A 19,092-nucleotide genomic window follows, 5' to 3' on the forward strand; every position below is an offset into this window, starting at 1 on the left:
CTAAAAACAATGTGGAGGTGGATTTCGACGATCGTCGAATTTTCGGCCCGATCCGATCGGCGCTCGAGAGCGACGCGTTCCCCGATTCGACCGTTTTATACGCTCCGCGCAAGTGGAATGGGGTATGGACGTCGCGCTTGGTGGGACGTTCGACCCCGTCCACGACGGCCACCGTCGGCTGTTCGAACGGGCGTTCGAACTCGGAGACGTGACCGTGGGACTGACGAGCGACGAACTCGCGCCGAAGACGCGACACGTCGAGCGCCGCGTCAGATCGTTCGACGAACGGAAGACGGCGCTCGAGGCGGAACTCGAGTCGTTCGCCGCGGACCACGACCGCGAGTTCGCGGTCCGGCCTCTCGAGGAACCGACCGGTATCGCGACCGAACCCCAGTTCGACTATCTGGTCGTCTCGCCGGAGACCAAAGACGGCGGGGAGCGAATCAACGAGATTCGCCGGGAGCGCGGCCACGATCCCCTCGAGGTCGTCGTCGTGCCACACGTCCGCGCGGAGGACGGCGACATCATCTCCAGCACCCGGGTCGTCAAGGGCGAGATCGACGAACACGGAAACGTCCTCGAGGACGGAGACGACGCGGCCGACCCCAACTGACGGAGCGGACCGATCCGGCCACCCACCGGAGCATCGAATCGAGGGACGGAAGCGACGACCGTCCGACCCGCGATTTTCGTTCTTGTAGCGTATACTTACGGGAAGACAGTCACAGCGTGAGTCCGTGAAACAGTCGAAACGGTCGGTTCGGGCGAGTTACCACCGCGGCGGCTCGAGGCCCGCCGTTTCGAGGAGATCCTTCCAGCGCGACTGGATCGAGAGCCGCGAGACGTCCGCGGCGTCGGCGACGTCGCCCTGGGTTCGGCCCTCGCCGGCGACGAGCGAGCCGGCGTAGACGCTGGCCGCGAGGACGGCTCGCTTCGACCGGTCGTCCTCCGGAACGTCCGTCAAGAAGAGATCCACCGCACAGGATCGCGCTTCGGTCGAGAGCTCCAACCGGTCGGCGATCTGCTCGAGTTCCTCGAGCCACGGTTCGTACTCGATCCGGTCCCGGGCGCTGTGCATGCACCCGGCTATCGGTGCATCGCGCATAAAGGTAGGGCCAATCGGTCAGGAAACGATCACATATTCGGGCGGCTGATTCGAAATAGCACCGAACGGACCGTCCAATCCGGTGCTACGCTGGGCAACGTTCAGCTACGAACGAGTTGCCTAATTGGCTGTTCTCTGGTAATTTCACTAGGATACGACTACTAAACCGGGTTGTCTTCGTCCCTCACAATAGACGCTCGTCCGGCTCCTGCACGGCTGCGTCCCGTCTATGAAAGAGCCAACCTGCAAGCTCGTCTGTACCGGCTGCGGCCTCGAGATGCCGTACCGGGATCGATCGCTGGCCGAACAAGCGGCGGAACTCCACCAGCTTCGGGATTCGGAGCACGTGACGTTTATCGTGCCGCCGGACTGGTCGCCCGAAGAGCCAGTGAAACAGCGGTAGCGCGGATCGACAGGTACTTACTGGGTTCGTGAAAATCTGGAAGTGAGCGCGGGTAGCCAAGCTAGGCCAACGGCGCAGCGCTTAGGACGCTGTCCCGTAGGGGTCCGCCGGTTCGAATCCGGTCCCGCGCATGAGCGAACGAAGTGAGCGAAGAGCAGGACCGGATTCGAGCCCTGGAAACCGAACGTAGTGAGGTTTCCTCCGGTTCGAATCCGGTCCCGCGCATTTTCCGCGAACAATATCGTGAGCGGAAAATGCAGCTAGCGGATTCGAACGAGAGAAGACGCGCGCAGTGACCCTCGGGAACGAGCACGTCTTCGCGTTGTTCGAATCCGGTCCCGCACACCAGAATTCAGAAGCGAACGCTCGCGTTCCGCTCGAGCCGTCGCAACTACTCGAGACGAAAGTGCGAGCCGAAAGCCGATCACGAGTGCCGAGCGAGAGTCCGCGAGAACCGAACGGTCGCCTTCGAGTTCCGAAGCGATAATAATTCCTCGCGTGTCCGTGTTACGTATGACCCGTACAGGACGATACGGTGATCTCGATTACCCGGCCCTCACGAAGGGCGGCTTCCTGCTCGGTCTCGGGCTCCTGGTGCTGGGCGCGGCCGGCGAGTTGCTCGGCCACATGTTCCTGGGACAGCTTCCGGGATGGGAACACACGCTGTTTACCTTCGCGGAAGGCGGCGGCCTCGTCATCGGCTTCTTCTCGGTGTGGATTTTCGGGGTCATCCTGCCGCTGACCGAGTGAGCCGCTCGTCTCGAGTGACAGCTCCGCGCGGTGATTCGATTGTGGAGGAGCGGACGGTCGGCACCGATTCCGGACCGGCTTGAAAGCGACTCGGTCGCGGAGCCGTCAGGAATCGGCGCGTCGACGACCGTTCGAGAACGGTCCCGGCGTCGTCGAGAGCGATCATCCACTGGTTGGGAATCGAACCAGCGCTGCGTCACACCGTCGAATGGCGGGAATGCCGTCCGGGCTCCGGATCGAGCGCTGAACCGTGATCATGGTATTTTGAATCCGGTCGAACCGAGAGACAAGCGACAGACGTGCGTCAGACGGTCCACAACGCTTATTCGCGCGGGAGCAACTTGTATGAGCAATGGCCGGGTTAGACGACGTGTTCGGGGATCTTTATGCGAGCATCGATGCCGTCCTCCTCTTCTCGCCGAGTGGCTCGTACTACGAACGCTTCGCGGACGTCGACGACCTCGACGTCATCGTCGTCGGGACGGAAAACCCCGTCAACGCCGACGTCTTCGTCGAACTCCCCCTCGCGTTCGACGACATCAAAGAGCGGATCAAGTTCGGTCTCGAGGGCGCCTTAGAGCAGGACCTCATCGAGGACGGCGACCAGCTCGTCTGTGCGACGAGTCTCTACGGCGACGAGATCGATACGGTCTCCCGGGTCCGCGCCGACGCCGAGACGCACACGGGCATCTACGACCTGTTCGTCAAGTCCCGCGCGGAGCCGGAGGTGATCAAGGCCGTCCTCGAACTGGCGATCGAACTCGGCAAGAAGGGCCAGAAGGGGAAACCCGTCGGCGCGCTGTTCGTCGTCGGCGACGCGGGCAAGGTGATGAACAAGTCCCGCCCGCTGTCGTACAACCCCTTCGAGAAGTCCCACGTCCACGTCGGCGATCCGATCGTGAACGTGATGCTGAAGGAGTTCTCGCGGCTCGACGGCGCGTTCGTCATCTCCGACGCGGGGAAGATCGTCTCCGCGTACCGCTACCTCGAGCCGTCCGCGGAAGGTGTCGACATTCCGAAGGGGTTGGGGGCCCGACACATGGCCGGGGGCGCGATCACGCGGGATACGAACGCGATCACGATCGTGCTCTCGGAAAGCGATGGGCTCGTCCGGGCGTTCAAAGCCGGAGAGCTCATCTTGGAGGTCGATCCGGAGGCGTACTGATATGGTAGAGTGGCAGACGCTCATCAACGAACCGGCCGTGATAGCCGCGGCGGTCCTAGCGCTCGGGCTCGTCGTCGGCTATCTGGTCGGGCGGCTCAACGAAGAGCTCCTGCAGGCGTCGGGCGTCCCGGAGGCCGTCGAGGGGACGCCGTTCGAGCGGACCGCCCAGTCGATCGGCACCTCGACGGTCGAGATCGTCGCCAGACTGAGTTCGTGGTTCATCTACGGCATCGCCGTGCTGACGGCGATCCACATCGCGCAGTTGCTCGACACGGAAGCGTTCTGGCTCCGGGTGACGAGTTTCATCCCGCAGCTGTTCATCGCCGTCCTCGTGCTCATCATCGGCTTCATCATCGCCGACAAGGCCGAACTGGTCGTCAGCGAGTACCTCCGGGGCGTCAAGCTCCCCGAGGTCTCCGTGATCCCGAAACTCGTCAAGTACAGCGTCCTCTACGTGACGCTGATCATCGCGCTCGGACAGGTCGGCGTCCACGTCGTCGCCCTGCTGATCTTGCTGACGGTGTACGCCGTCGGCATCGTCATCGTCGGCACCGTCGCCTTCAAGGACTTCCTCGTCTCGAGCGCCGCGGGGATCTACCTGCTGCTCAACCAGCCCTACGGGATCGGCGACGAGATCCGGATCGGCGACCAGACGGGGATCGTCCAGGAGGTCGACCTCTTCGTCACGAAGATCGAGGACGATTCGGAGGAGTACATCGTCCCCAATCGGAAGGTCTTCGAGAACGGGATCGTTCGGATGCGAGACTGAACGCTCGTTTTTCGGCGGTTCGTAGCGCCCGTCGTCGCTCTCGATGAGCGTCTCGTTACTCGAGCGAGAGCCCCGCGTGCCACCGGTCGGCGCCGGCCTCGCGTTTGATGCGGTCCATCTTCGCCAGCAGGTGCGTCGCCAGCGTCGCGGTCTCGGCGGCTCGGGACTCGCCTTCCGTGCGGAACTCGCCGGTCTCGCGGTTGGCGTAGACGGTACAGACCGCGCCCGCGCGGAGCCCGTAGAGGTTCGCCAGCGTCAGGATCGCGCTGGCCTCCATCTCGATGTTCTTCACGTTGGCTTCCTTGAGGTCCTCGACGAGGGTCTCGGAGCCCGCGGCCTCGAACCCCTCGAAGCCGGGGCGGCCCTGTCCCGCGTAGAAGGAGTCAGCGCTCATCGTGACGCCGGTGTGGTAGTCGTAGCCCAACCGCTCCGCCGCGGCGACGAGTGCGCTGACGACCTCCCCATCGGCCGTCGCGGGATAGTCCTCGCGGACGTACTCGTCGCTGGTCCCCTCCTGTCGGACCGCCCCCGTCGTGATGACGAGGTCGCCGACGTCCATCTCGGGCTGGATCGCCCCGCAGGAGCCGACTCGGACGAAGGTGTCACAACCGACTCGAGCGAGTTCCTCGACGGCGATCGCCGCGGAGGGGCTGCCGATCCCCGTCGACGTGACCGAAATCGGCGTCTCCTCGTACGTTCCCGTGGCAGTCCGGTACTCGCGGTGGCGGGCCGCGATCTCGTGGTCGTCCCAGAAGGCGACGATCTTCTCGAGGCGCTCGGGATTCCCCGGCAGGAGCACGGTGTCGGCCACGTCCCCGGGGCCGACCTCGAGGTGGTACTGGACGTCGGCGTTCGGGTCTTCGCTGTCGTCGATATCGGCGCCGGTCATTCGGTCCGGCGGTTCGGTCCGGCGCGGTATATAACTGCAGGGCGCCCGTAGCGAGGGTATGGTCGACGCAGACGAGCACGAGCCCGCGGGGACCGACGAGAGCGGCGATATCGTCGGGAGCGAGGACGCTGACGGGGGAGCCGGAACGCTCACCGACACCTACGTCGCCGCGATCCAGCACGAACTGGTCGAGCTGCCCGCCGATGCGACCCGCGTCGGCGTCGTCCGCAAACCCACGTCGTGGTTCCACGGCGCCGTCGACGAGAACCGACCCGAACTGGGGCCGCCGGCGGACCTGCTCGAGACGTTCCGCCGGCGCGAGGAAGATATGAAGATGCAGGGGCTCTGCGAGGAGGGCGCCCACAACGCCGCGTGGGACGAGGTCGGATTCGAGGAGGCGTATCGGAAGTATCTCGAGGAATCGGACGAGGCGCGGGCGGCGATCGAGGACCTCGAGTCGCGCTTGGCCGCGGGCGAGTCGCTGGCGCTGGTCTGTTTCGAGAACACCGAGAAGAAGCGGTGCCACCGGACGGTGCTCCGGGACGTGCTCTCGAACGGCTCTTCGGAGTGACCGCGGCGAGCGGATCGACGGCCGGGTTTATATAACGTGATGGAAAACCGAAACGTATGATCAAGAGCCCGCGGCTCTTCGGCGCGTTGTTTCTGTTCTCTCTCGGCTACTACGCCGTCAAATCCGGATCGTTGGCGTTTATACTCTTCGTCGGACTCATCCCCGCGTTACTGCTGGCGCAGGTGATACTGGACCGCATCGAATCGGACGGCAGCGAGTGACGGTTCCCGACCACACACTCCTCTTCGATCAGTCGAGCATCTCTTCGGTGATCGTGTTCGGCAGCAGTTCGCCCAGCGTGTACTCGCTCGGTGCCTCGTCCTCGCCCTCGTCGCAGATCACGACCAGATCGTCGTCGCAGAACTCGGCGAGGGTCTGGCGGCACATCCCGCAGGGCGTGACGCCGTCGCGGCGACCGGAACTGACCGCGAGTCGCGAAAAGTCACGGTGGCCGTTCTTGACCGCCTCGGCGATCGCGACCTCCTCGGCGTGGAGGCTGTTGCTGAAGTTGGCGTTCTCTAAGTTACAGCCGACGAAGACCTCGCCGTCGGCGGTCTCGAGCGCGGCGCCGACGGGGTACTCGGAGTAGGGGACGTGGGCGGAATCCTGGACGGTGCGGGCGGCCTCGAGCAACTCGGAGTCGGTCATACGGGTACTGACTCGAGCGGACGGAAAAAGGTCCCTCTCGACCACCGTCACCGCGAGGCCGCGACGGCCGACTCGATGACCTCCCGGGCCTCGGCGACCAGCTCGTCTACGGCGTCGCTCTCGGCGTAGAGGCGCACGTAGGGTTCGGTCCCGCTGGGGCGGACGAGGATCCAGGAGGCGTCCTCGAACTCGAGGCGGACGCCGTAATCGGTGTCGACCGCGGCGTCGGGGAAGGCGTCGGGGAGGTCGGACTCGAGGGCGGCCATCGCGTCGGCCTTGGCGTCGTCGGGACAGTCGACGCTGACCTTGCGGTAGGGCCGTTCGGTGACGGGGTCGCGAAGGGTCGCCGCGTCGCCGGCCTCGGCGACCAGCGCGGCGACGACGGCGGCGCTGGCGACGCCGTCGATCCAGCCGCCGAAGGCGGTGTGGATGTGTTTCCAGGGTTCGGCGGCGAAGACGATCTCGGTCCCTGGACCACCGTGTTTGCGTTCTCGAGCGATCCCCTCGTGCAGCGCACCGAGGCGGACGCGTTCGACGCGGCCGCCGGCCGCGCGAACCTGCTCGTCGATCCGGGCCGAGGCGTTGGGCGTGGTGACGACGACGGGGTCGTCGGCGTCGCTCGTCTCGGCGTAGTGGGCGGCGACGACGGCGAGGATCGTATCCTCGTGGATCACGTCGCCGTCGGGGCCGAGGACGACCAGCCGGTCGGCGTCGCCGTCGTGGGCCAGTCCGAGATCGAACTGGCCGGTCCTCGCGGCGGTGGCACCCCCCCGTTCCGAGGCGGACGACGCCTCGCTCCCCGCGAGGAAGTCGGTGAACTCCGCGAGCGTCTCGGGCGTCGGTTTGCTCTCGCGAGCGACGAAGTGACCGTCGACGGTGGCGTTGACCGCGACGACGTCGGCCCCCAGCCGCTCGAGGACCTGCGGAGTCGCCAGCGACGCCATGCCGTTGCCGCAGTCGACGGCGATCGAGAGCCCGGCGAGCGGACCCGAAGACGAGACCGCGTTCTCCGCACCGTCGAAGCGGTCGCGGACGAAATCGATGACGGCGTCGCGATACCGATCGAGAATCTCGAGTTCGGCCGACCGACCCCACTCGTCCCAGTCGGCGACCGCGGGCGAGGAGCCGTCCGCGAGCTGGTCCTCGATTTCCCGTTCGGCCTGGCGGTCGTACTCGACGCCGTCGACGAAGAGTTTGATCCCGTTGTCCGCGGGCGGGTTGTGGCTCGCGGTGAGCATCGCGCCGCGTCGCCCGCGCGAGGCGAAGGCCAGCGTCGGCGTCGGCACCTGCCCGAGTCGGTAGACGTCCGCGCCGGCGCTCTCGAGGCCGGCTTCGACGGCGGCGGCGAGCGCGGGTCCGGTTTCCCGGCCGTCGCGGCCGACGACGAACGTGGCCCCCGGTTCGCCGGCGGCCTGCGCGACGGAAAGCGCCAGCGACGGGGTGATCTCCTCGACTGGACCGCGGATCCCGGCAGTCCCGAATAGCGTCATGTGGGGCCGTTCCGCGAGGAACTACTTAGCAACACTGCACACGCGTCGCGTTCGCACGCCCGACGGCGGATCCGTCCGCTCCGCTCGGGCGAACTCGTGAAACTGCGAAAACGGCGGGGAAGCCGATTCAACGCGGCTGGCGGGGGTTACTCGCCCCCGTGGAGCGGCGGACGGTGGACGGCGAGCGGCGGGCGGCGAGCGGCCGGACGGTGCCGACTCGAGTTCGAACCGAATTACTCCTCGGGGAGGTCGTCGATCAGCACGACCGCCTCGCCGTTGATGACGGTCGCGTCGTCGTCCTCGTCGCGGATGAGCGTCTCGAGGCGGTACTGATCGTTCCCGAGGTCCTCGACGATCTCGACGCGCGCGGAGACGCGGTCGCCGATCCCGACGGGGCCGCTGAACTCGAGGTCCTGGGAGAGGTAGATGGTGAGACCGGGCAGCCGAGCCAGGGCGGCACTGATGAGCCCGGAAACGAGCGTGCCGTGGACGATCCGTTCGCCGAAGCGGGTGTCGGCGGCGAACTCGTCGTCGAGGTGAAGCCGGTTCGTGTCGCCGCTGACGTGGGCGAACGCGCGAACGTCCTCGTCGCTGATGACCTTCTCGAAGGTCACGGTGTCGCCGACGCTGATGTGCTCCGGATCGTCGACGGTTCGGTCGAACTGCCAGTCGAGACTGGAGTGGTCGATGGACGGAATCGACGCGGGAACCGTTTCGCTTTCCGACCCGTTCGACGCGGTCGGCACCATCGCCGACATGGCCGCCCGGTTCGCCGCGGTCGCGCTCTGGAGGAAGGTCTGTGTCATCGCCGACCAGGCATCGGTCATGGCAGCGAGGTTCCGTTTCGCAGCGTTCTGGTGGGACATCTATGGGGCGGTAAGCGTGTGGACATTATGACTTCTTTGGCTCGCGCACGGACTGTTACTGGTGCTCATAGCTAGTAATTTACCATTAGGAGGGCTCTAGGGCCGGAATTCGCGTCAGTACAACCGACAGACAGAATTTTTCCCATGATAAAATCCGGTAATACGATCGCTGCTCGAAACTGCCCGGCCCCCACTATGGTATTAGATGGTATTAGATGGTATCTAGTGGAAACCCTTATGTGGTGCGCGCTCGTTGATACAGGTGATGACGGACGACTCCGATCGATCGCTCTGGTTCCCGCCTGCGATGTTCACCGAACAGATGCAGGAGGCGGGCGAGCAAGTTGCCGAATCCCAGCAGGAGATGCTGAAGAAGATGATGCAGGCCAGTAGCTCGAACCCGTTCGATACGGGCTCGAGCTTCGGGCCGATGAACATGGGGACGGCGACGTTCAAAGCCCGCGTCCAGAGCGGCGGTCGGATCAGCATTCCCGGTCCAGAACGGGAAGCCCTCGACATCGAAGAGGGAGATATCGTCCAGACCGTCGTCGTCCCCGTCAAACGAAACCGAGAGGATCAATCATGACCCAGAACCCAGTCACCGCCGTCTTCGACGCCCAGCGCACCGCCATCGAACAGTCCCAGAGCATGACCCACGACGCCCTCGAGGCCCAGAAGTCCTCGATCGCCGCCTTCGGCGACGCCGTCGAGTCCTCGGGCGCGCTCTTCGAGTCCAACGCGGAACTGACCAAGGGCGCCGTCCACGCCTACTTCGACGCCCTCGAGGCCTCGCTGCCCGAGGAAGCCGCCGAGTTCGACGAGATCCGCGAACTCGTCGACGAGGGCTTCGAGTCCGCGACCGAAGCGAAGTCCCAGTCGCTCGAGGCCGTCGTCGAGGCCATCGAGGAGTCCGAGGCCGCCTACGACGAGTTCGCCGCCAGCTACGCCGAGGTCGTCGACACGTCCTTCGACGCCTACCTCGAGGCTCACGAGCAGGTCGAAGCGAACGTTTCCGAGGCCGCCGAGAACGTCGAGGAGGCCGCCGAAGAGATCGACATCTCCGCATAACGCGCAACGCAGCCCCAGGCTTTTGCGGTTGGCCCGCTAATATTATTCCAATGTCAGATTCACAGCCCCAGTCACACGAGTGGAACGAGGTCGTCGAACAGTGGAACGAACAGTTCATGAACGCCTTGGAGGAGAACATGGAGGCCCAGGCCCAGTTCGTCGAGAGCTGGTCGGACGCCGTCGGCGAGGCGACCGAGGAGAACGAGATCTCCGACGGCGTCGAGGGCTACGCCCGGGCCTACGAGACCTGGATGAACGCCTCCCAGCAGATGGTCGAGCGGATGAACGACCAGCTCGAGGGCGAGGACGTCGACGCCGAGGAGTTCCGTGACATCTGGCTCAACACGGCCAACGAGGCGTTCAAGGACGTCATGTCGACGACCGCCTTCGCTCGGATGACCGGCGAGACCGTCGGCGACGTCCTCGAGATGCAACAGCAGGCCCAGGAGACGTCCCAGGAGACCCTGCGAACGCTCGGCTTCGCGACCGAAGCGGACGTCGTCGAAATCGGCGACCGACTGGTCGAACTCGAGCGTCGCCAACACGACGTCGAGAAGAAAATCGACCGCGTTCTCGAGCACCTAGAGGAGCAATGAACAATCCGTTCGCGACCGCCCTGAACATGCAGCGACAGGCCTGGGAGGCGACCGCCGATCTGGCCGAGAAGAGTCGGGTCGCCCCGGACCGCACCGAAACCGTCGAGAACATCGAGGTCGGTCAGACGCCCAGCGAGGTCGTCTACGAGGAGAACAAGCTGAAACTCCTCCACTACGAGTCCCAGACGGAGGAGCAACACGACGTGCCGATCCTCATCGTCTACGCGCTGATCAACAAACCCTACATCCTCGACCTCCAGCCGGACCGCTCGGTGGTCCGGACCTTACTCGAGTCCGGCTTCGACGTCTACCTGATCGACTGGGGCGAGCCCTCGAAGCTGGACCGTTCGCTGTCGCTGGACGACTACGTCAACCGCTACATCGACAACTGCGTCGACGTCGTCCGCGAACGCTCCGGCCAGGACGCGATCAACATCCTCGGCTACTGCATGGGCGGCACGAAGTCGGCCATGTACGCCTCGCTGTACCCCGAGAAGGTCAAGAACCTCGGACTGATGGCCGCGGGCCTCTGTTTCGCCGGCGAGGGCGGCGTCCTCGAGCTCTGGGGCGGCGAGGAGTTCTACGATCCGGAAGCGGTCACCGAGACGTTCGACAACGTCCCCGCCGAGTTCTTGGACGTCGGCTTCGCGCTGATGGACCCCGTCGCGAACAACGTGACGAAGTACGTCCGGTTCTACGACAACATGGAGGACGGGGACTTCGTCGAGAACTTCGCCCGGATGGAGCGCTGGCTCGACGAGGGGATCGACGTCGCGGGCGAGGCCTACGAGGAGTTCATCCGCGACATCTACCAGGACAACAAGCTCTACAACAACGAGCTCTACCTGGGCGACGAGCGCGTCGACGTCTCCAACATCGACATGCCCGTCCTCCAGATCGTCGCCGAGTACGACCACCTCATCCCGCCGGGAGCCTCGAAGCCGTTCAACGAGGTCATCGGCTCCGACGACACCGAGGTCATGGAGTTCGCGACGGGTCACATCGGCATGTCCGTCTCCTCGCGCAGCCACGAGGAGCTCTGGCCGCAGGTCAGCGAGTGGTTCGAGGAGCGCTCGAATGGTTCCGACGTCGATTCGGAGCCGGAGACGCCCGAACCCGAGGCCGCAGACGCCGCGCTCGCGGAGGACGTCGCGGGCGACGAGTCCGGCGCCGAGGACCTCGCGGACGGATCCGGACTCGAGACGGACGCCGAGAGCAGTACCCAGACCGAACTCGACGCCGAGACCAGCGACCTCCACGGCGAGGACCGATCGGACGCGGAGATCGTCGAACGCGGCGAGGACGACGTTCAGGAGGAACCCGCCGAACCGGGCGAGATGAACGTCGACGAGGAGGTCGTCGAAGAAGTCACCGACGAGGACGTCGACGCCGAGTCGGCGATCGAGTCCGAGACCGACGATCTGACGGACCTCGACGGCGTCGGACAGGCCTACGCGGATACGCTGGCCGAGGCCGGCATCGAGACGTTCGACGAGTTGGTCGACGCCGACGTCGCCGAACTGGCCACCGAGACGGGGATCTCGCCCAGTCGCATCGAAGACTGGATCGAGCAGGCCGAAAGCCGATAGTATCGGTTCGGCTGTCGGGGACGCTCGCGGCTCGCTCGAGACCGGCGTCTGGGCTCGATCGGCCGCTGAACCGTTATCCTCGTTGTATGTACTGATAACTAACAGGTCGTTATTTATCGGCGGCCGTTGAAGGCGTGAGTCATGTCCATGGATGGGCGAACCTGCATCATCACCGGCTCGGCGCGCGGTATCGGACGGGGTATCGCGGAGTATCTCGGCGCGGAGGGTGCGAACGTCGTCATCAACTACCGCTCCTCGGAAGACGCCGCCCGAAATGCGGTCGGCGCGATCGAGGACGCCGGCGGAAGCGCCGTCGCGGCCCAGGCCGACGTAACCGACCGCGAGGAGGTCGAACACATGCGGGAGGTCTGCCACGAGGCGTTCGGCCCGGCGGACGTCCTGGTCAACAACGCCGGCATCACGGCCGACGTACAGTTCACCGAGATGTCCCGCGAGGACTGGGACCGGGTGATGGACGTCAACCTCGGCGGGATGTTCAACTGCACCCAGGAGTTCTTCGACGACATCTGGAACGCCCACGAGGGGCGCCTGATCAACATCTCGAGCGTCGTCGGCAAACAGGGGAACTTCGGCCAGGCCAACTACGCCGCCGCGAAGAGCGGCATGTTCGGCTTCACCCGAACCATCGCCCTCGAGCTCGCCAAGGGCGGCTCGACGGCCAACTGCGTCGCCCCCGGCTTCACCCGGACGGACATGCTCGAGTCCGTCCCCGATCAGGTCTTAGAGCGGATCGTCTCGGGGATCCCCCTCGAGCGGCTGGCCGAAGTCGAGGACATCGCGGCCGTGGTTCGGTTCCTCGCCAGCGAGGATTCCTCGTACGTGACCGGTGAAGTCATCGACGTCAACGGCGGGATGGACCTCTAAATACCGCCTGCCCCCGTTCGATACGGCCCTCCAGCGCCGCGATTCGGCCGCACTCTTTTCCCGAAACGATCGACGGACAACGATCTCGCTTCGTGACTGCGATGACGTGCGATCGGTCTCGATCGAGTCGGTTCGCCTTCCAGTCACCGCTCAAGGGCGTGAGAAACGAGCCTATCGATCCACCGAACTGGCGACCGTCGAGAGATCCGAGATCGTCTCGCGCGTCTCCGCGACGAGCTCCCTCACGACTGCAGCCGCAGACCGCACCTCGTCGACTCCGCCGACGCTCTGGCCGGCGTACAGCGCCATCGACTCGATATCGCCCTCGAGGTCGGGCGTCGCCAGCGCCTCGTCGTAGCGTTCGATCGGGTCGGCGTCACCGTCGTCCGTCCGCGCGACGACGTCGCCCTCGCCGGGTCGCTCGCCCGCGGGCGGTTCCCCGGCCGCCCGCCAGCGCTCGAGCGTCTCGTTCTCGAGCACGCGGTGGGGCATCCCCGGCCAGCCCTCGTCGTACAGGGTCGTGTACGCGGTATCGGTCTCGTCGCTCTCGCGGAGCCGTCGCCGATACGTTTCGTGTACGTTCGCCTCCTCGCACGCGACGAAGCGGGTGCCGAGCCACGCGCCGTCCGCGCCGAGTGCGAGCGCCGCCGCGACGCCGCGGCCGTCGGCGATCCGCCCGCCGCGACGATCGGCACCGCGTCGCCGACCGCGTCCGCGACCCGCGGGACCAGCGCCGCCGTCGCGATTTCGCTCTGGACGTGGCCGCCGGCCTCGAGGCCCTGCGTGACGACGACGTCGACGCCGGCCTCGACGGCCTCGCGTGCGGCGTCCGCGCTGCCGACGGTCTGCAGCACCGTCCCACCGGTGTCGTGGACGCGGTCGACGTACGGGGCCGCATCGCCGAAGGAAAACGAGACGATCGGCGCGCCGGCCTCGAGGACGACCTCGAGATGGGGATCGGTGTCGACGACCGTCGTCGCGTCGTCCAGCGCGAGGTTGACGGCGAACGGCCGGTCGGTTCGCTCGCGGGTCTCGCGGATCGCCTCGCGGGTCTCCTCGAGGTCCCGCCACGTGACGGCGAGATGGCCCAGCCCGCCGGCGTTCGAAACGGCCGCCGCGAGTTCCGGGGTCGTGGCGCTGCCGATCGGCGCCTGGACGATGGGGTACTCGATCTCGAGGGCGTCACAGAGCGGCGTCCGGAGTGCCATGACACGCCCCGATTCGAGTCACCGCTATTTCACTTCCGGTGCTTCTCCTTGGTCACGACTCGGACGTTCTCGATCCCCGTTTCGGGGTACTGCCCGTCGTCGTCCTTCTCGACGGCCTTGACCATGTCCCAGACGACGTTGAGCCCGGTCGTGACGCCCTCGAGGGCCTCCATCTCGCAGCCCGTCTTGCCGATCGTCTCGACGGCGACCTCGAGTTCGACCCGGTCCTCGCCCAGCGAGAACTCGGTGTCGACGTTGGTGATCGGAATTTGGTGGCACATCGGGATCGTCTCCCAGGTGTGTTTGACGGCCTGAATCGCGCCGACGCGGGCGGTCGCGAGCACGTCGCCCTTCCCGATCTGATCGTCGCGGATCGCCTCGATCGTCGAGGACTGCAGGCGGATCTCGCCGGCGGCGACCGCGCGGCGCTCGCTGTCGGGCTTGTCGCCGACGTCGACCATCTGGACGTCGCCCTCGTCGGTGGTGTGGGTGAGGTCGTCGGCGTCGGTTCGGGGGTCCGTGTTCGAGTCCGCGGCGGGAGACGGGTCCTCACTCATCGTCACCACCCCAGAGCACCGCGGGCAGTTCAGCGAGCATATCGGACGCGAGGAACCCGTGCTCCTTGGTCTCCGCGAGGCGCTCGCCCGCGAGCCCGTTGACGTGGGCCCCCGCCGCGGCGGCGTCGAGCGGCTCGGCGTGCTCGAGCAGGGCGGCGACGATCCCCGCCAACGTGTCACCGGTGCCGCCGACCTTCATCCCGACGGTGCCCGAGCGGCTGATCCGCGTGCGCTCGCCGTCGGTGATCACGTCGTTCGCCCCCTTCGCGAGGACGACGTGCCCGAGTTCGGCCGCGAACGCCTCGATCTCGTCGGCCGCCGACGCCAGATCGTCGGTGTCGGGACCGCCCATCCGTGCGAGTTCACCGCGGTTCGGCGTACAGACCAGCGTCGCGTCGGTCTCGATCTCCGGGACGACCGCGAGGGCGTCGGCGTCGACGACCGCCCGGCCGGTGTACGAAGAGAGGAACTGGCGGGTCGCCTCGAGAGTCTCGTCTGCGGTGCCGAGACCGGGGCCGATGACGACGGCGTTGTCGTACGCTTCGGCCGTCTCGAGGAGGTCGTCGGCCACCTCGGGCGTGAGGACGTCGCTCTCGTACGACTGGACGATCAGATCCTCGCTGTACCCCTGGATCTCGCCGGCGACGGAGTCGGGAGCCGCGACGAAGGCGAGCTCCGCGCTGGCCCGCAGGGCGGCCTGGGCCGCCAGCGCCGGCGCGCCGGTGTAGGGGCCCCCGCCGATGATATTCGGCCGTCCCTCGCGAGTGTCGGGTCGCGCGAGGTCGACGTCGCCGGGCCCGACGTACCGTTCGGCCGCGGCCGGGATGCCGATATCTGCGACCGTGATCTCCGCGTCGAGGTCCTCGAGTCCCGGTTTCGCGTCGTGGAACGTGACGACGCGGTCCGCCTCGACGCCGTTGTCGGCGTGGTCGCCCCCGTCGGCGTCGAAGCCGGAGGGGACGTCGACCGCGACGACGGTCGCGTCGGCGGCGTTGATCGCGTCGGCCGCGGTCGCCGCGGGTTCCCGGAGGTCGCCGCTGATCCCCGTCCCCAGCATCGCGTCCACGATGACGTCGCACTCGGGGAGCTCGAACCCGCTCGAGTCCGTGACTTCTCGCGCGTCGTAGTCGGCCCGCTGGAGGGCGTCCCAGTTCTCGCGAGCGATCTCCGTGCCGATGTTCGCGGCGCGGCCGAGCAGGAGGGTCGTGACGTCGTACCCGTCCAAGAAGCGAGCGGCGACGAACGCGTCCCCGCCGTTGTTGCCTCGTCCGGCGACGATCGCGACTCGGTCGCCCCGCTCGGCGACGTCGCGGACCGCGCGGGCGACGGCGTTCCCGCTCGACTCCATCAACTGCTTTCGCGGCACGCCCAGTGCCGCGGCGTTCTCGTCGACGGCGCCCATTCGCTCGCCTGTGATCATGTCCGGGGGTTCGACGGGCCGTCCGTTCAACGTTGCGGACCGGTGGGACTCGGTCGAACATCGGTAGGCGATACCGTCAATCGTCTCGAGCCCCAACTACCGTCGTGAACGTCTTCTGGCTCGACGAGGATCCGCGGCTCGCCGCGCGCTATCACTGCGACCAGCACGTCAACAAGCTGCTGCTCGAGGCCGCGCAGGTCCTCTGCACTGCAGCCCGGGAGAACGGCTACGAGGCGGACTTCCTCTATCGGCCGACCCACGTCGACCACCCCGTCACGACGTGGGCGACCGAGTCGCGGGCGAACTGGCTTCGCCTCCGGGAGCACGCCGCGGCGCTCAACGCCGAGTTCGTCGAGCGATACGACAAGGACGACGACCACGCCTCCTGGCAGGTGATCGAGCGTATCGACCCCGAGGCGATCGAATTCCCCGGCGAAGAGCCGACGCCCCGACCCCAGACGATGCCCGACGAGTACAAACGGCCCGACGATCCCGTCGCCGCCTATCGGGCCTACTACGCCGGCGAGAAGGCCGAGATGGCCGAGTGGAAGTACACCGAGGAGCCGCCGTGGCTCGAGTCGTATTTGGTCGAGTCCGTCTGATCGCTCGCCTCGATGGCGTCGTCTCGCGTTGCACGGCACGGCCACTGTCCGTTACGGTATACTTATCTGACGTAGTGGTGTCATTCCCCTACGATGTTCCCGCCGATCGCCTCCCGCGACTCGATCGTCTCCGACGACGTGAATCCCCTCACGGAAGCCTACAGGGACGTCGTCATCTACGACGAACCGGTCGACGACGACCCGCTCTACGAAGGGCCGATCGTCGTCCACGCCAACGGCTGGATCGAACTCGAGGGGAACCGACTCCTCTCCCCGAGCGCGGTCCACCACATCGACATCTACGACGGCGAGGTCACGGGATCGAGGGCCGAACGCGACGACTCGGGAGTCGACCAGCCCGACGATCGAGAGTGAAACGACCGGTGACGGCGACCGCCGAACGGATCGGTTCGGTCCTCGATAGCGGCCGACAGCAGCGCCGAACGCCGGTTCAGTACCGGATTTCGAAGCCGTCCTCGCCCCGCGGCTCCTCGTACTCGACCTCGACGTCCTCGACGTCGGCCGCGGGACTGCCCGTGTGACACCACTCGATCATCTCCTCGACGGCGTCCTCGGGTCCTTCGAAGATCGCCTCGACGCGGCCGTCGTCCAAGTTCTTCACCCAGCCGTCGACACCCCTGTCGCGGGCCGTGTCTCGAGTGTTCGCGCGGTAGTAGACGCCCTGTACCTTCCCGGAGACGAAGACGTGTGCGCGGGTTCGGTCCGCCATGTGCGAGTGGTCGACCGCGAGCGGCAAAAAGCCGACTCTACGACGCGAGCCGTCGACTGATCACCCGCCGTGGCGCGCGCTGTCAGGCACTCGAGCGAAGCGAGGTGCGACCGACGGGAGCACCTCGACTGCGAACGGGGAGCGGAGTAACCGTGAGCGAAGCGAGGGCGCCTGTCGAATTTGCGCGGGGTCTTCGCGAACGGAGTGAACGAAGGCTTGGGAGGCGCGAAGCGTCTTCCAGTGGATGAGCGAGGTCTCGATCCGCCACGACTACTCGAGTCCGTCCCTGATCTCGGAACGGAAGCGCGTACTCCATCGACGACCACCGTGCACAGAAGCGACAACGGAAGGTAGCTCGAGCCCCTACAAACGCGCGATCCCAGTGCCCGTTCGCCACCGTGACGGCATCCACTTCGAACTCGAGTCCTCGAAAGGCCTCGAGCGGCAATCACAGCCGCGGATCGTCGCCGACGCCCGCAGCGCCGTCGGGGCGATCAACGTGGTGAGCCACGCCCACGCCGACCACACGTTTCGGTCGACTCCCGAGACGGTCGTCTGTTCGCCGGAAACCGCAGCGATCGCCGAGGCTCGCACCGGTACCGGCTTCGAGTTCGTCGACTCCGCGCCGGGCGTCGACCTCGTTCCCGCCGGCCACGTCGTCGGCTCGCGCGCGGCGCTGCTCGACCTCGAGACCGCCGACGGCGACTCCCGACGCTACTGCTACACCGGCGACTTCTCGACGCGCGATCGGTGCTACCTCGAGGGGTTCGACCCCGAGCGCATCGACGCCGACGTCCTCGTGATGGAGACGACCTACGGACTCCCGAAGTACCGTTTCCCGTCGCAAGAGGAACTCGAGGCCGAGATCGCCGACTGGATCCGCGACAACGACGACCGGCCGCTGTTCTGCTTCGGCTACTCGCTGGGCCGGGCCCAGAAGCTGCAGTGGATCGCCCGCGAGGCGCTGGCGGGGTCTCGAGCGGCCGACGGTGACACTCGAATCGATGCCGACGAGACTACCGCCACCGACAGCGACGACCTCGAGCGCGAGATCCTGGTGTCCGACTCGATCCGCGACGTCAACCGGGCCATCGAGACCGCCACGGACGGCCGACTCGCGTTCCCGGGCCGCCCGTACGACTCCCTGCGCGGCCTCTCCGACGAGATCGTGATCCTCCCGACCAACCAGGCCCGCGCGGACTGGGTCGAGGCCGCCGTCGAGCGCGAGGGCGCGCTGAAGGCGGGCTTTTCCGGCTGGGCCGTCGACGATTTCTTCCTGTATCGGGGGAATTACGACGTCACCTTCCCGCTTACCGATCACTGCGACTTCGACGAACTGCTCGAGACGGTCCGGGCGATCGACCCCGAAACCGTCTACACCCACCACGGCTTTGACGAGGCCTTTGCGGACCGCCTCGAGACCGAGTACGGCTACCGGGCGCGACCGCTAAAGCGGGATCAGACCGCGCTCGAGGAGTTCTGCTGATTCGGGCTCCGAACGAGAGAGGACACGACCATGGGCATCATCGAACGCATCGAAGACGAGTATCTCGACGTCTCGACGAGTCGCGCGACGCTCCGAGAGCTACTCGAGTTACTCGTCGGCGCGATCCTGTTCGTTCTCGTCGCGAGCGGACTCGCGTCTTATCTGGTCGGCGAGACGGCCGCCCGCTACGTCGCCGCCGTACTCGCGGCTATCTTCGCCGTTATGCTCGTCTCGCAGGCCTACTGGGCGATGACCGGGCGCGAGGACTACGACTGAGCGCCGATCGACACAGCGG

24 protein-coding genes, 1 tRNA gene and 1 pseudogene are annotated in these 19,092 nt (G+C 66.3%); 17 read left to right on the top strand and 9 right to left on the bottom strand.

Features of this window, described 5'->3' with window-relative positions; genetic code table 11:
- Positions 1-124: 124 nt before the first annotated feature.
- Positions 125-613, top strand: a complete 489-nt coding sequence (locus tag HTZ84_RS03380; protein WP_174679393.1) for a phosphopantetheine adenylyltransferase — start codon at positions 125-127, stop codon at positions 611-613.
- A 156-nt stretch (positions 614-769) separates the two neighbouring features.
- Here the strand turns inward: HTZ84_RS03380 and HTZ84_RS03385 are convergent, their stop codons facing one another.
- Complete coding sequence (locus HTZ84_RS03385; protein WP_008894628.1) at positions 770-1,078, bottom strand: transcription initiation factor IIB family protein; 309 nt, start codon at positions 1,076-1,078, stop codon at positions 770-772.
- A gap of 256 nt (positions 1,079-1,334) precedes the next feature.
- Here HTZ84_RS03385 and HTZ84_RS03390 point away from each other — a divergent pair, with 256 nt between their 5' ends.
- The 5 genes from HTZ84_RS03390 (at position 1,335) to HTZ84_RS03410 (ending at position 4,192) form a co-directional block, all read left to right on the top strand.
- Positions 1,335-1,508, top strand: a complete 174-nt coding sequence (locus HTZ84_RS03390) for a hypothetical protein (protein WP_012943626.1) — start codon at positions 1,335-1,337, stop codon at positions 1,506-1,508.
- A 46-nt stretch (positions 1,509-1,554) separates the two neighbouring features.
- Positions 1,555-1,639, top strand: a tRNA-Leu gene (locus HTZ84_RS03395).
- Between the two features lie 382 nt (positions 1,640-2,021).
- Complete coding sequence (locus HTZ84_RS03400; protein WP_174679394.1) at positions 2,022-2,258, top strand: DUF7860 family protein; 237 nt, start codon at positions 2,022-2,024, stop codon at positions 2,256-2,258.
- A 352-nt stretch (positions 2,259-2,610) separates the two neighbouring features.
- Complete coding sequence (gene dacZ / locus HTZ84_RS03405; RefSeq protein ID WP_174679395.1) at positions 2,611-3,423, top strand: diadenylate cyclase DacZ; 813 nt, start codon at positions 2,611-2,613, stop codon at positions 3,421-3,423.
- A gap of 1 nt (position 3,424) precedes the next feature.
- A complete protein-coding gene (locus HTZ84_RS03410) occupies positions 3,425-4,192 on the top strand; it encodes a mechanosensitive ion channel family protein (protein ID WP_174679396.1) in 768 nt (255 codons plus the stop codon).
- 55 nt (positions 4,193-4,247) lie between these two features.
- On the opposite strand, the gene HTZ84_RS03415 is transcribed toward HTZ84_RS03410, so the two are convergent.
- Positions 4,248-5,081 (bottom strand): nucleoside phosphorylase, encoded by an 834-nt coding sequence (locus HTZ84_RS03415; RefSeq protein WP_174679397.1) that lies wholly within the window; start codon positions 5,079-5,081, stop codon positions 4,248-4,250.
- Between the two features lie 58 nt (positions 5,082-5,139).
- On the opposite strand from HTZ84_RS03415, the gene HTZ84_RS03420 reads away from it, so the two are divergent.
- A complete protein-coding gene (locus HTZ84_RS03420; RefSeq protein WP_174679398.1) occupies positions 5,140-5,652 on the top strand; it encodes a DUF488 domain-containing protein in 513 nt (170 codons plus the stop codon).
- A 56-nt stretch (positions 5,653-5,708) separates the two neighbouring features.
- Positions 5,709-5,873: a hypothetical protein gene (locus HTZ84_RS03425; RefSeq protein WP_174679399.1), complete on the top strand. Its 165-nt coding sequence runs from the start codon at positions 5,709-5,711 to the stop codon at positions 5,871-5,873.
- Positions 5,874-5,901: 28 nt separating this feature from the next.
- On the opposite strand, the gene cdd is transcribed toward HTZ84_RS03425, so the two are convergent.
- The 3 genes from cdd to HTZ84_RS03440 form a co-directional block, all read right to left on the bottom strand.
- Positions 5,902-6,300 carry a cytidine deaminase gene (gene cdd / locus HTZ84_RS03430; protein WP_174679400.1) on the bottom strand — a complete coding sequence of 133 codons (399 nt, stop codon included), beginning with the start codon at positions 6,298-6,300 and terminating at the stop codon, positions 5,902-5,904.
- 47 nt (positions 6,301-6,347) lie between these two features.
- Entirely contained in the window at positions 6,348-7,790 is a 1,443-nt protein-coding gene (locus HTZ84_RS03435; protein ID WP_174679401.1) for a phosphohexomutase domain-containing protein, read from the bottom strand.
- Between the two features lie 233 nt (positions 7,791-8,023).
- Entirely contained in the window at positions 8,024-8,656 is a 633-nt protein-coding gene (locus tag HTZ84_RS03440) for a MaoC family dehydratase (protein WP_174679402.1), read from the bottom strand.
- 265 nt (positions 8,657-8,921) lie between these two features.
- Between HTZ84_RS03440 and HTZ84_RS03445 the strand changes: the two genes are divergently transcribed.
- The 5 genes from HTZ84_RS03445 to HTZ84_RS03465 all read left to right on the top strand — a co-directional run bounded on the left by HTZ84_RS03445 (position 8,922) and on the right by HTZ84_RS03465 (position 12,794).
- Complete coding sequence (locus HTZ84_RS03445) at positions 8,922-9,242, top strand: AbrB/MazE/SpoVT family DNA-binding domain-containing protein (RefSeq protein ID WP_008894639.1); 321 nt, start codon at positions 8,922-8,924, stop codon at positions 9,240-9,242.
- Positions 9,239-9,724, top strand: a complete 486-nt coding sequence (locus HTZ84_RS03450) for a hypothetical protein (protein WP_174679403.1) — start codon at positions 9,239-9,241, stop codon at positions 9,722-9,724. Before HTZ84_RS03445 ends, HTZ84_RS03450 begins: the two co-directional genes overlap by 4 nt.
- A gap of 50 nt (positions 9,725-9,774) precedes the next feature.
- Entirely contained in the window at positions 9,775-10,320 is a 546-nt protein-coding gene (locus HTZ84_RS03455; RefSeq protein ID WP_174679404.1) for a poly(R)-hydroxyalkanoic acid synthase subunit PhaE, read from the top strand.
- Positions 10,317-11,909, top strand: coding sequence for a class III poly(R)-hydroxyalkanoic acid synthase subunit PhaC (gene phaC, locus HTZ84_RS03460; protein ID WP_174679405.1), 1,593 nt, complete (start codon positions 10,317-10,319; stop codon positions 11,907-11,909). The genes HTZ84_RS03455 and phaC overlap by 4 nt, the downstream gene beginning before the upstream one ends.
- Positions 11,910-12,050: 141 nt before the next feature.
- The gene (locus tag HTZ84_RS03465; protein WP_174679406.1) at positions 12,051-12,794 is read left to right on the top strand and encodes a beta-ketoacyl-ACP reductase; all 744 of its coding nucleotides are present in this window, start codon (positions 12,051-12,053) and stop codon (positions 12,792-12,794) included.
- Positions 12,795-12,965: 171 nt separating this feature from the next.
- On the opposite strand, the pseudogene HTZ84_RS03470 reads toward HTZ84_RS03465, so the two are convergent.
- The 3 genes and pseudogenes from HTZ84_RS03470 to HTZ84_RS03480 form a co-directional block, all read right to left on the bottom strand.
- A pseudogene (locus HTZ84_RS03470) lies at positions 12,966-14,002 on the bottom strand (NAD(P)H-dependent flavin oxidoreductase).
- Between the two features lie 29 nt (positions 14,003-14,031).
- Positions 14,032-14,559 carry a cyclic pyranopterin monophosphate synthase MoaC gene (gene moaC, locus HTZ84_RS03475; protein WP_174679407.1) on the bottom strand — a complete coding sequence of 176 codons (528 nt, stop codon included), beginning with the start codon at positions 14,557-14,559 and terminating at the stop codon, positions 14,032-14,034.
- Positions 14,552-15,979: an NAD(P)H-hydrate epimerase gene (locus HTZ84_RS03480; RefSeq protein ID WP_174679408.1), complete on the bottom strand. Its 1,428-nt coding sequence runs from the start codon at positions 15,977-15,979 to the stop codon at positions 14,552-14,554. The genes moaC and HTZ84_RS03480 overlap by 8 nt, the downstream gene beginning before the upstream one ends.
- Positions 15,980-16,083: 104 nt before the next feature.
- Between HTZ84_RS03480 and HTZ84_RS03485 the strand changes: the two genes are divergently transcribed.
- On the top strand, positions 16,084-16,581 hold the full coding sequence (locus HTZ84_RS03485; protein ID WP_174679409.1) for a hypothetical protein: 498 nt from the start codon (positions 16,084-16,086) through the stop codon (positions 16,579-16,581).
- Positions 16,582-16,674: 93 nt separating this feature from the next.
- On the top strand, positions 16,675-16,956 hold the full coding sequence (locus HTZ84_RS03490; protein ID WP_174679410.1) for a hypothetical protein: 282 nt from the start codon (positions 16,675-16,677) through the stop codon (positions 16,954-16,956).
- Between the two features lie 76 nt (positions 16,957-17,032).
- Here HTZ84_RS03490 and HTZ84_RS03495 read toward each other — a convergent pair whose 3' ends face one another.
- Positions 17,033-17,311: an acylphosphatase gene (locus HTZ84_RS03495; RefSeq protein ID WP_174679411.1), complete on the bottom strand. Its 279-nt coding sequence runs from the start codon at positions 17,309-17,311 to the stop codon at positions 17,033-17,035.
- A gap of 382 nt (positions 17,312-17,693) precedes the next feature.
- On the opposite strand from HTZ84_RS03495, the gene HTZ84_RS03500 reads away from it, so the two are divergent.
- On the top strand, positions 17,694-18,797 hold the full coding sequence (locus HTZ84_RS03500; protein WP_254611704.1) for an MBL fold metallo-hydrolase: 1,104 nt from the start codon (positions 17,694-17,696) through the stop codon (positions 18,795-18,797).
- A gap of 30 nt (positions 18,798-18,827) precedes the next feature.
- On the top strand, positions 18,828-19,073 hold the full coding sequence (locus HTZ84_RS03505; protein ID WP_174679412.1) for a hypothetical protein: 246 nt from the start codon (positions 18,828-18,830) through the stop codon (positions 19,071-19,073).
- Positions 19,074-19,092 lie beyond the last annotated feature (19 nt).

Origin of the sequence: Haloterrigena gelatinilytica, assembly GCF_013342145.1 — an archaeon.
GTDB classification, from domain to species: Archaea; Halobacteriota; Halobacteria; order Halobacteriales; family Natrialbaceae; genus Haloterrigena; species Haloterrigena gelatinilytica.

Coding starts and splice junctions, on each gene's coding strand:
- HTZ84_RS03380 (WP_174679393.1), top strand. CDS start 125: ATGGACGTCGCGCTTGGTGGGACGTTCGACCCCGTCCACGACGGCCAC.
- HTZ84_RS03385 (WP_008894628.1), bottom strand. CDS start 1,078: ATGCACAGCGCCCGGGACCGGATCGAGTACGAACCGTGGCTCGAGGAA.
- HTZ84_RS03390 (WP_012943626.1), top strand. CDS start 1,335: ATGAAAGAGCCAACCTGCAAGCTCGTCTGTACCGGCTGCGGCCTCGAG.
- HTZ84_RS03400 (WP_174679394.1), top strand. CDS start 2,022: ATGACCCGTACAGGACGATACGGTGATCTCGATTACCCGGCCCTCACG.
- dacZ (WP_174679395.1), top strand. CDS start 2,611: ATGGCCGGGTTAGACGACGTGTTCGGGGATCTTTATGCGAGCATCGAT.
- HTZ84_RS03410 (WP_174679396.1), top strand. CDS start 3,425: ATGGTAGAGTGGCAGACGCTCATCAACGAACCGGCCGTGATAGCCGCG.
- HTZ84_RS03415 (WP_174679397.1), bottom strand. CDS start 5,081: ATGACCGGCGCCGATATCGACGACAGCGAAGACCCGAACGCCGACGTC.
- HTZ84_RS03420 (WP_174679398.1), top strand. CDS start 5,140: ATGGTCGACGCAGACGAGCACGAGCCCGCGGGGACCGACGAGAGCGGC.
- HTZ84_RS03425 (WP_174679399.1), top strand. CDS start 5,709: ATGATCAAGAGCCCGCGGCTCTTCGGCGCGTTGTTTCTGTTCTCTCTC.
- cdd (WP_174679400.1), bottom strand. CDS start 6,300: ATGACCGACTCCGAGTTGCTCGAGGCCGCCCGCACCGTCCAGGATTCC.
- HTZ84_RS03435 (WP_174679401.1), bottom strand. CDS start 7,790: ATGACGCTATTCGGGACTGCCGGGATCCGCGGTCCAGTCGAGGAGATC.
- HTZ84_RS03440 (WP_174679402.1), bottom strand. CDS start 8,656: ATGTCCCACCAGAACGCTGCGAAACGGAACCTCGCTGCCATGACCGAT.
- HTZ84_RS03445 (WP_008894639.1), top strand. CDS start 8,922: ATGACGGACGACTCCGATCGATCGCTCTGGTTCCCGCCTGCGATGTTC.
- HTZ84_RS03450 (WP_174679403.1), top strand. CDS start 9,239: ATGACCCAGAACCCAGTCACCGCCGTCTTCGACGCCCAGCGCACCGCC.
- HTZ84_RS03455 (WP_174679404.1), top strand. CDS start 9,775: ATGTCAGATTCACAGCCCCAGTCACACGAGTGGAACGAGGTCGTCGAA.
- phaC (WP_174679405.1), top strand. CDS start 10,317: ATGAACAATCCGTTCGCGACCGCCCTGAACATGCAGCGACAGGCCTGG.
- HTZ84_RS03465 (WP_174679406.1), top strand. CDS start 12,051: ATGTCCATGGATGGGCGAACCTGCATCATCACCGGCTCGGCGCGCGGT.
- moaC (WP_174679407.1), bottom strand. CDS start 14,559: ATGAGTGAGGACCCGTCTCCCGCCGCGGACTCGAACACGGACCCCCGA.
- HTZ84_RS03480 (WP_174679408.1), bottom strand. CDS start 15,979: ATGATCACAGGCGAGCGAATGGGCGCCGTCGACGAGAACGCCGCGGCA.
- HTZ84_RS03490 (WP_174679410.1), top strand. CDS start 16,675: ATGTTCCCGCCGATCGCCTCCCGCGACTCGATCGTCTCCGACGACGTG.
- HTZ84_RS03495 (WP_174679411.1), bottom strand. CDS start 17,311: ATGGCGGACCGAACCCGCGCACACGTCTTCGTCTCCGGGAAGGTACAG.
- HTZ84_RS03505 (WP_174679412.1), top strand. CDS start 18,828: ATGGGCATCATCGAACGCATCGAAGACGAGTATCTCGACGTCTCGACG.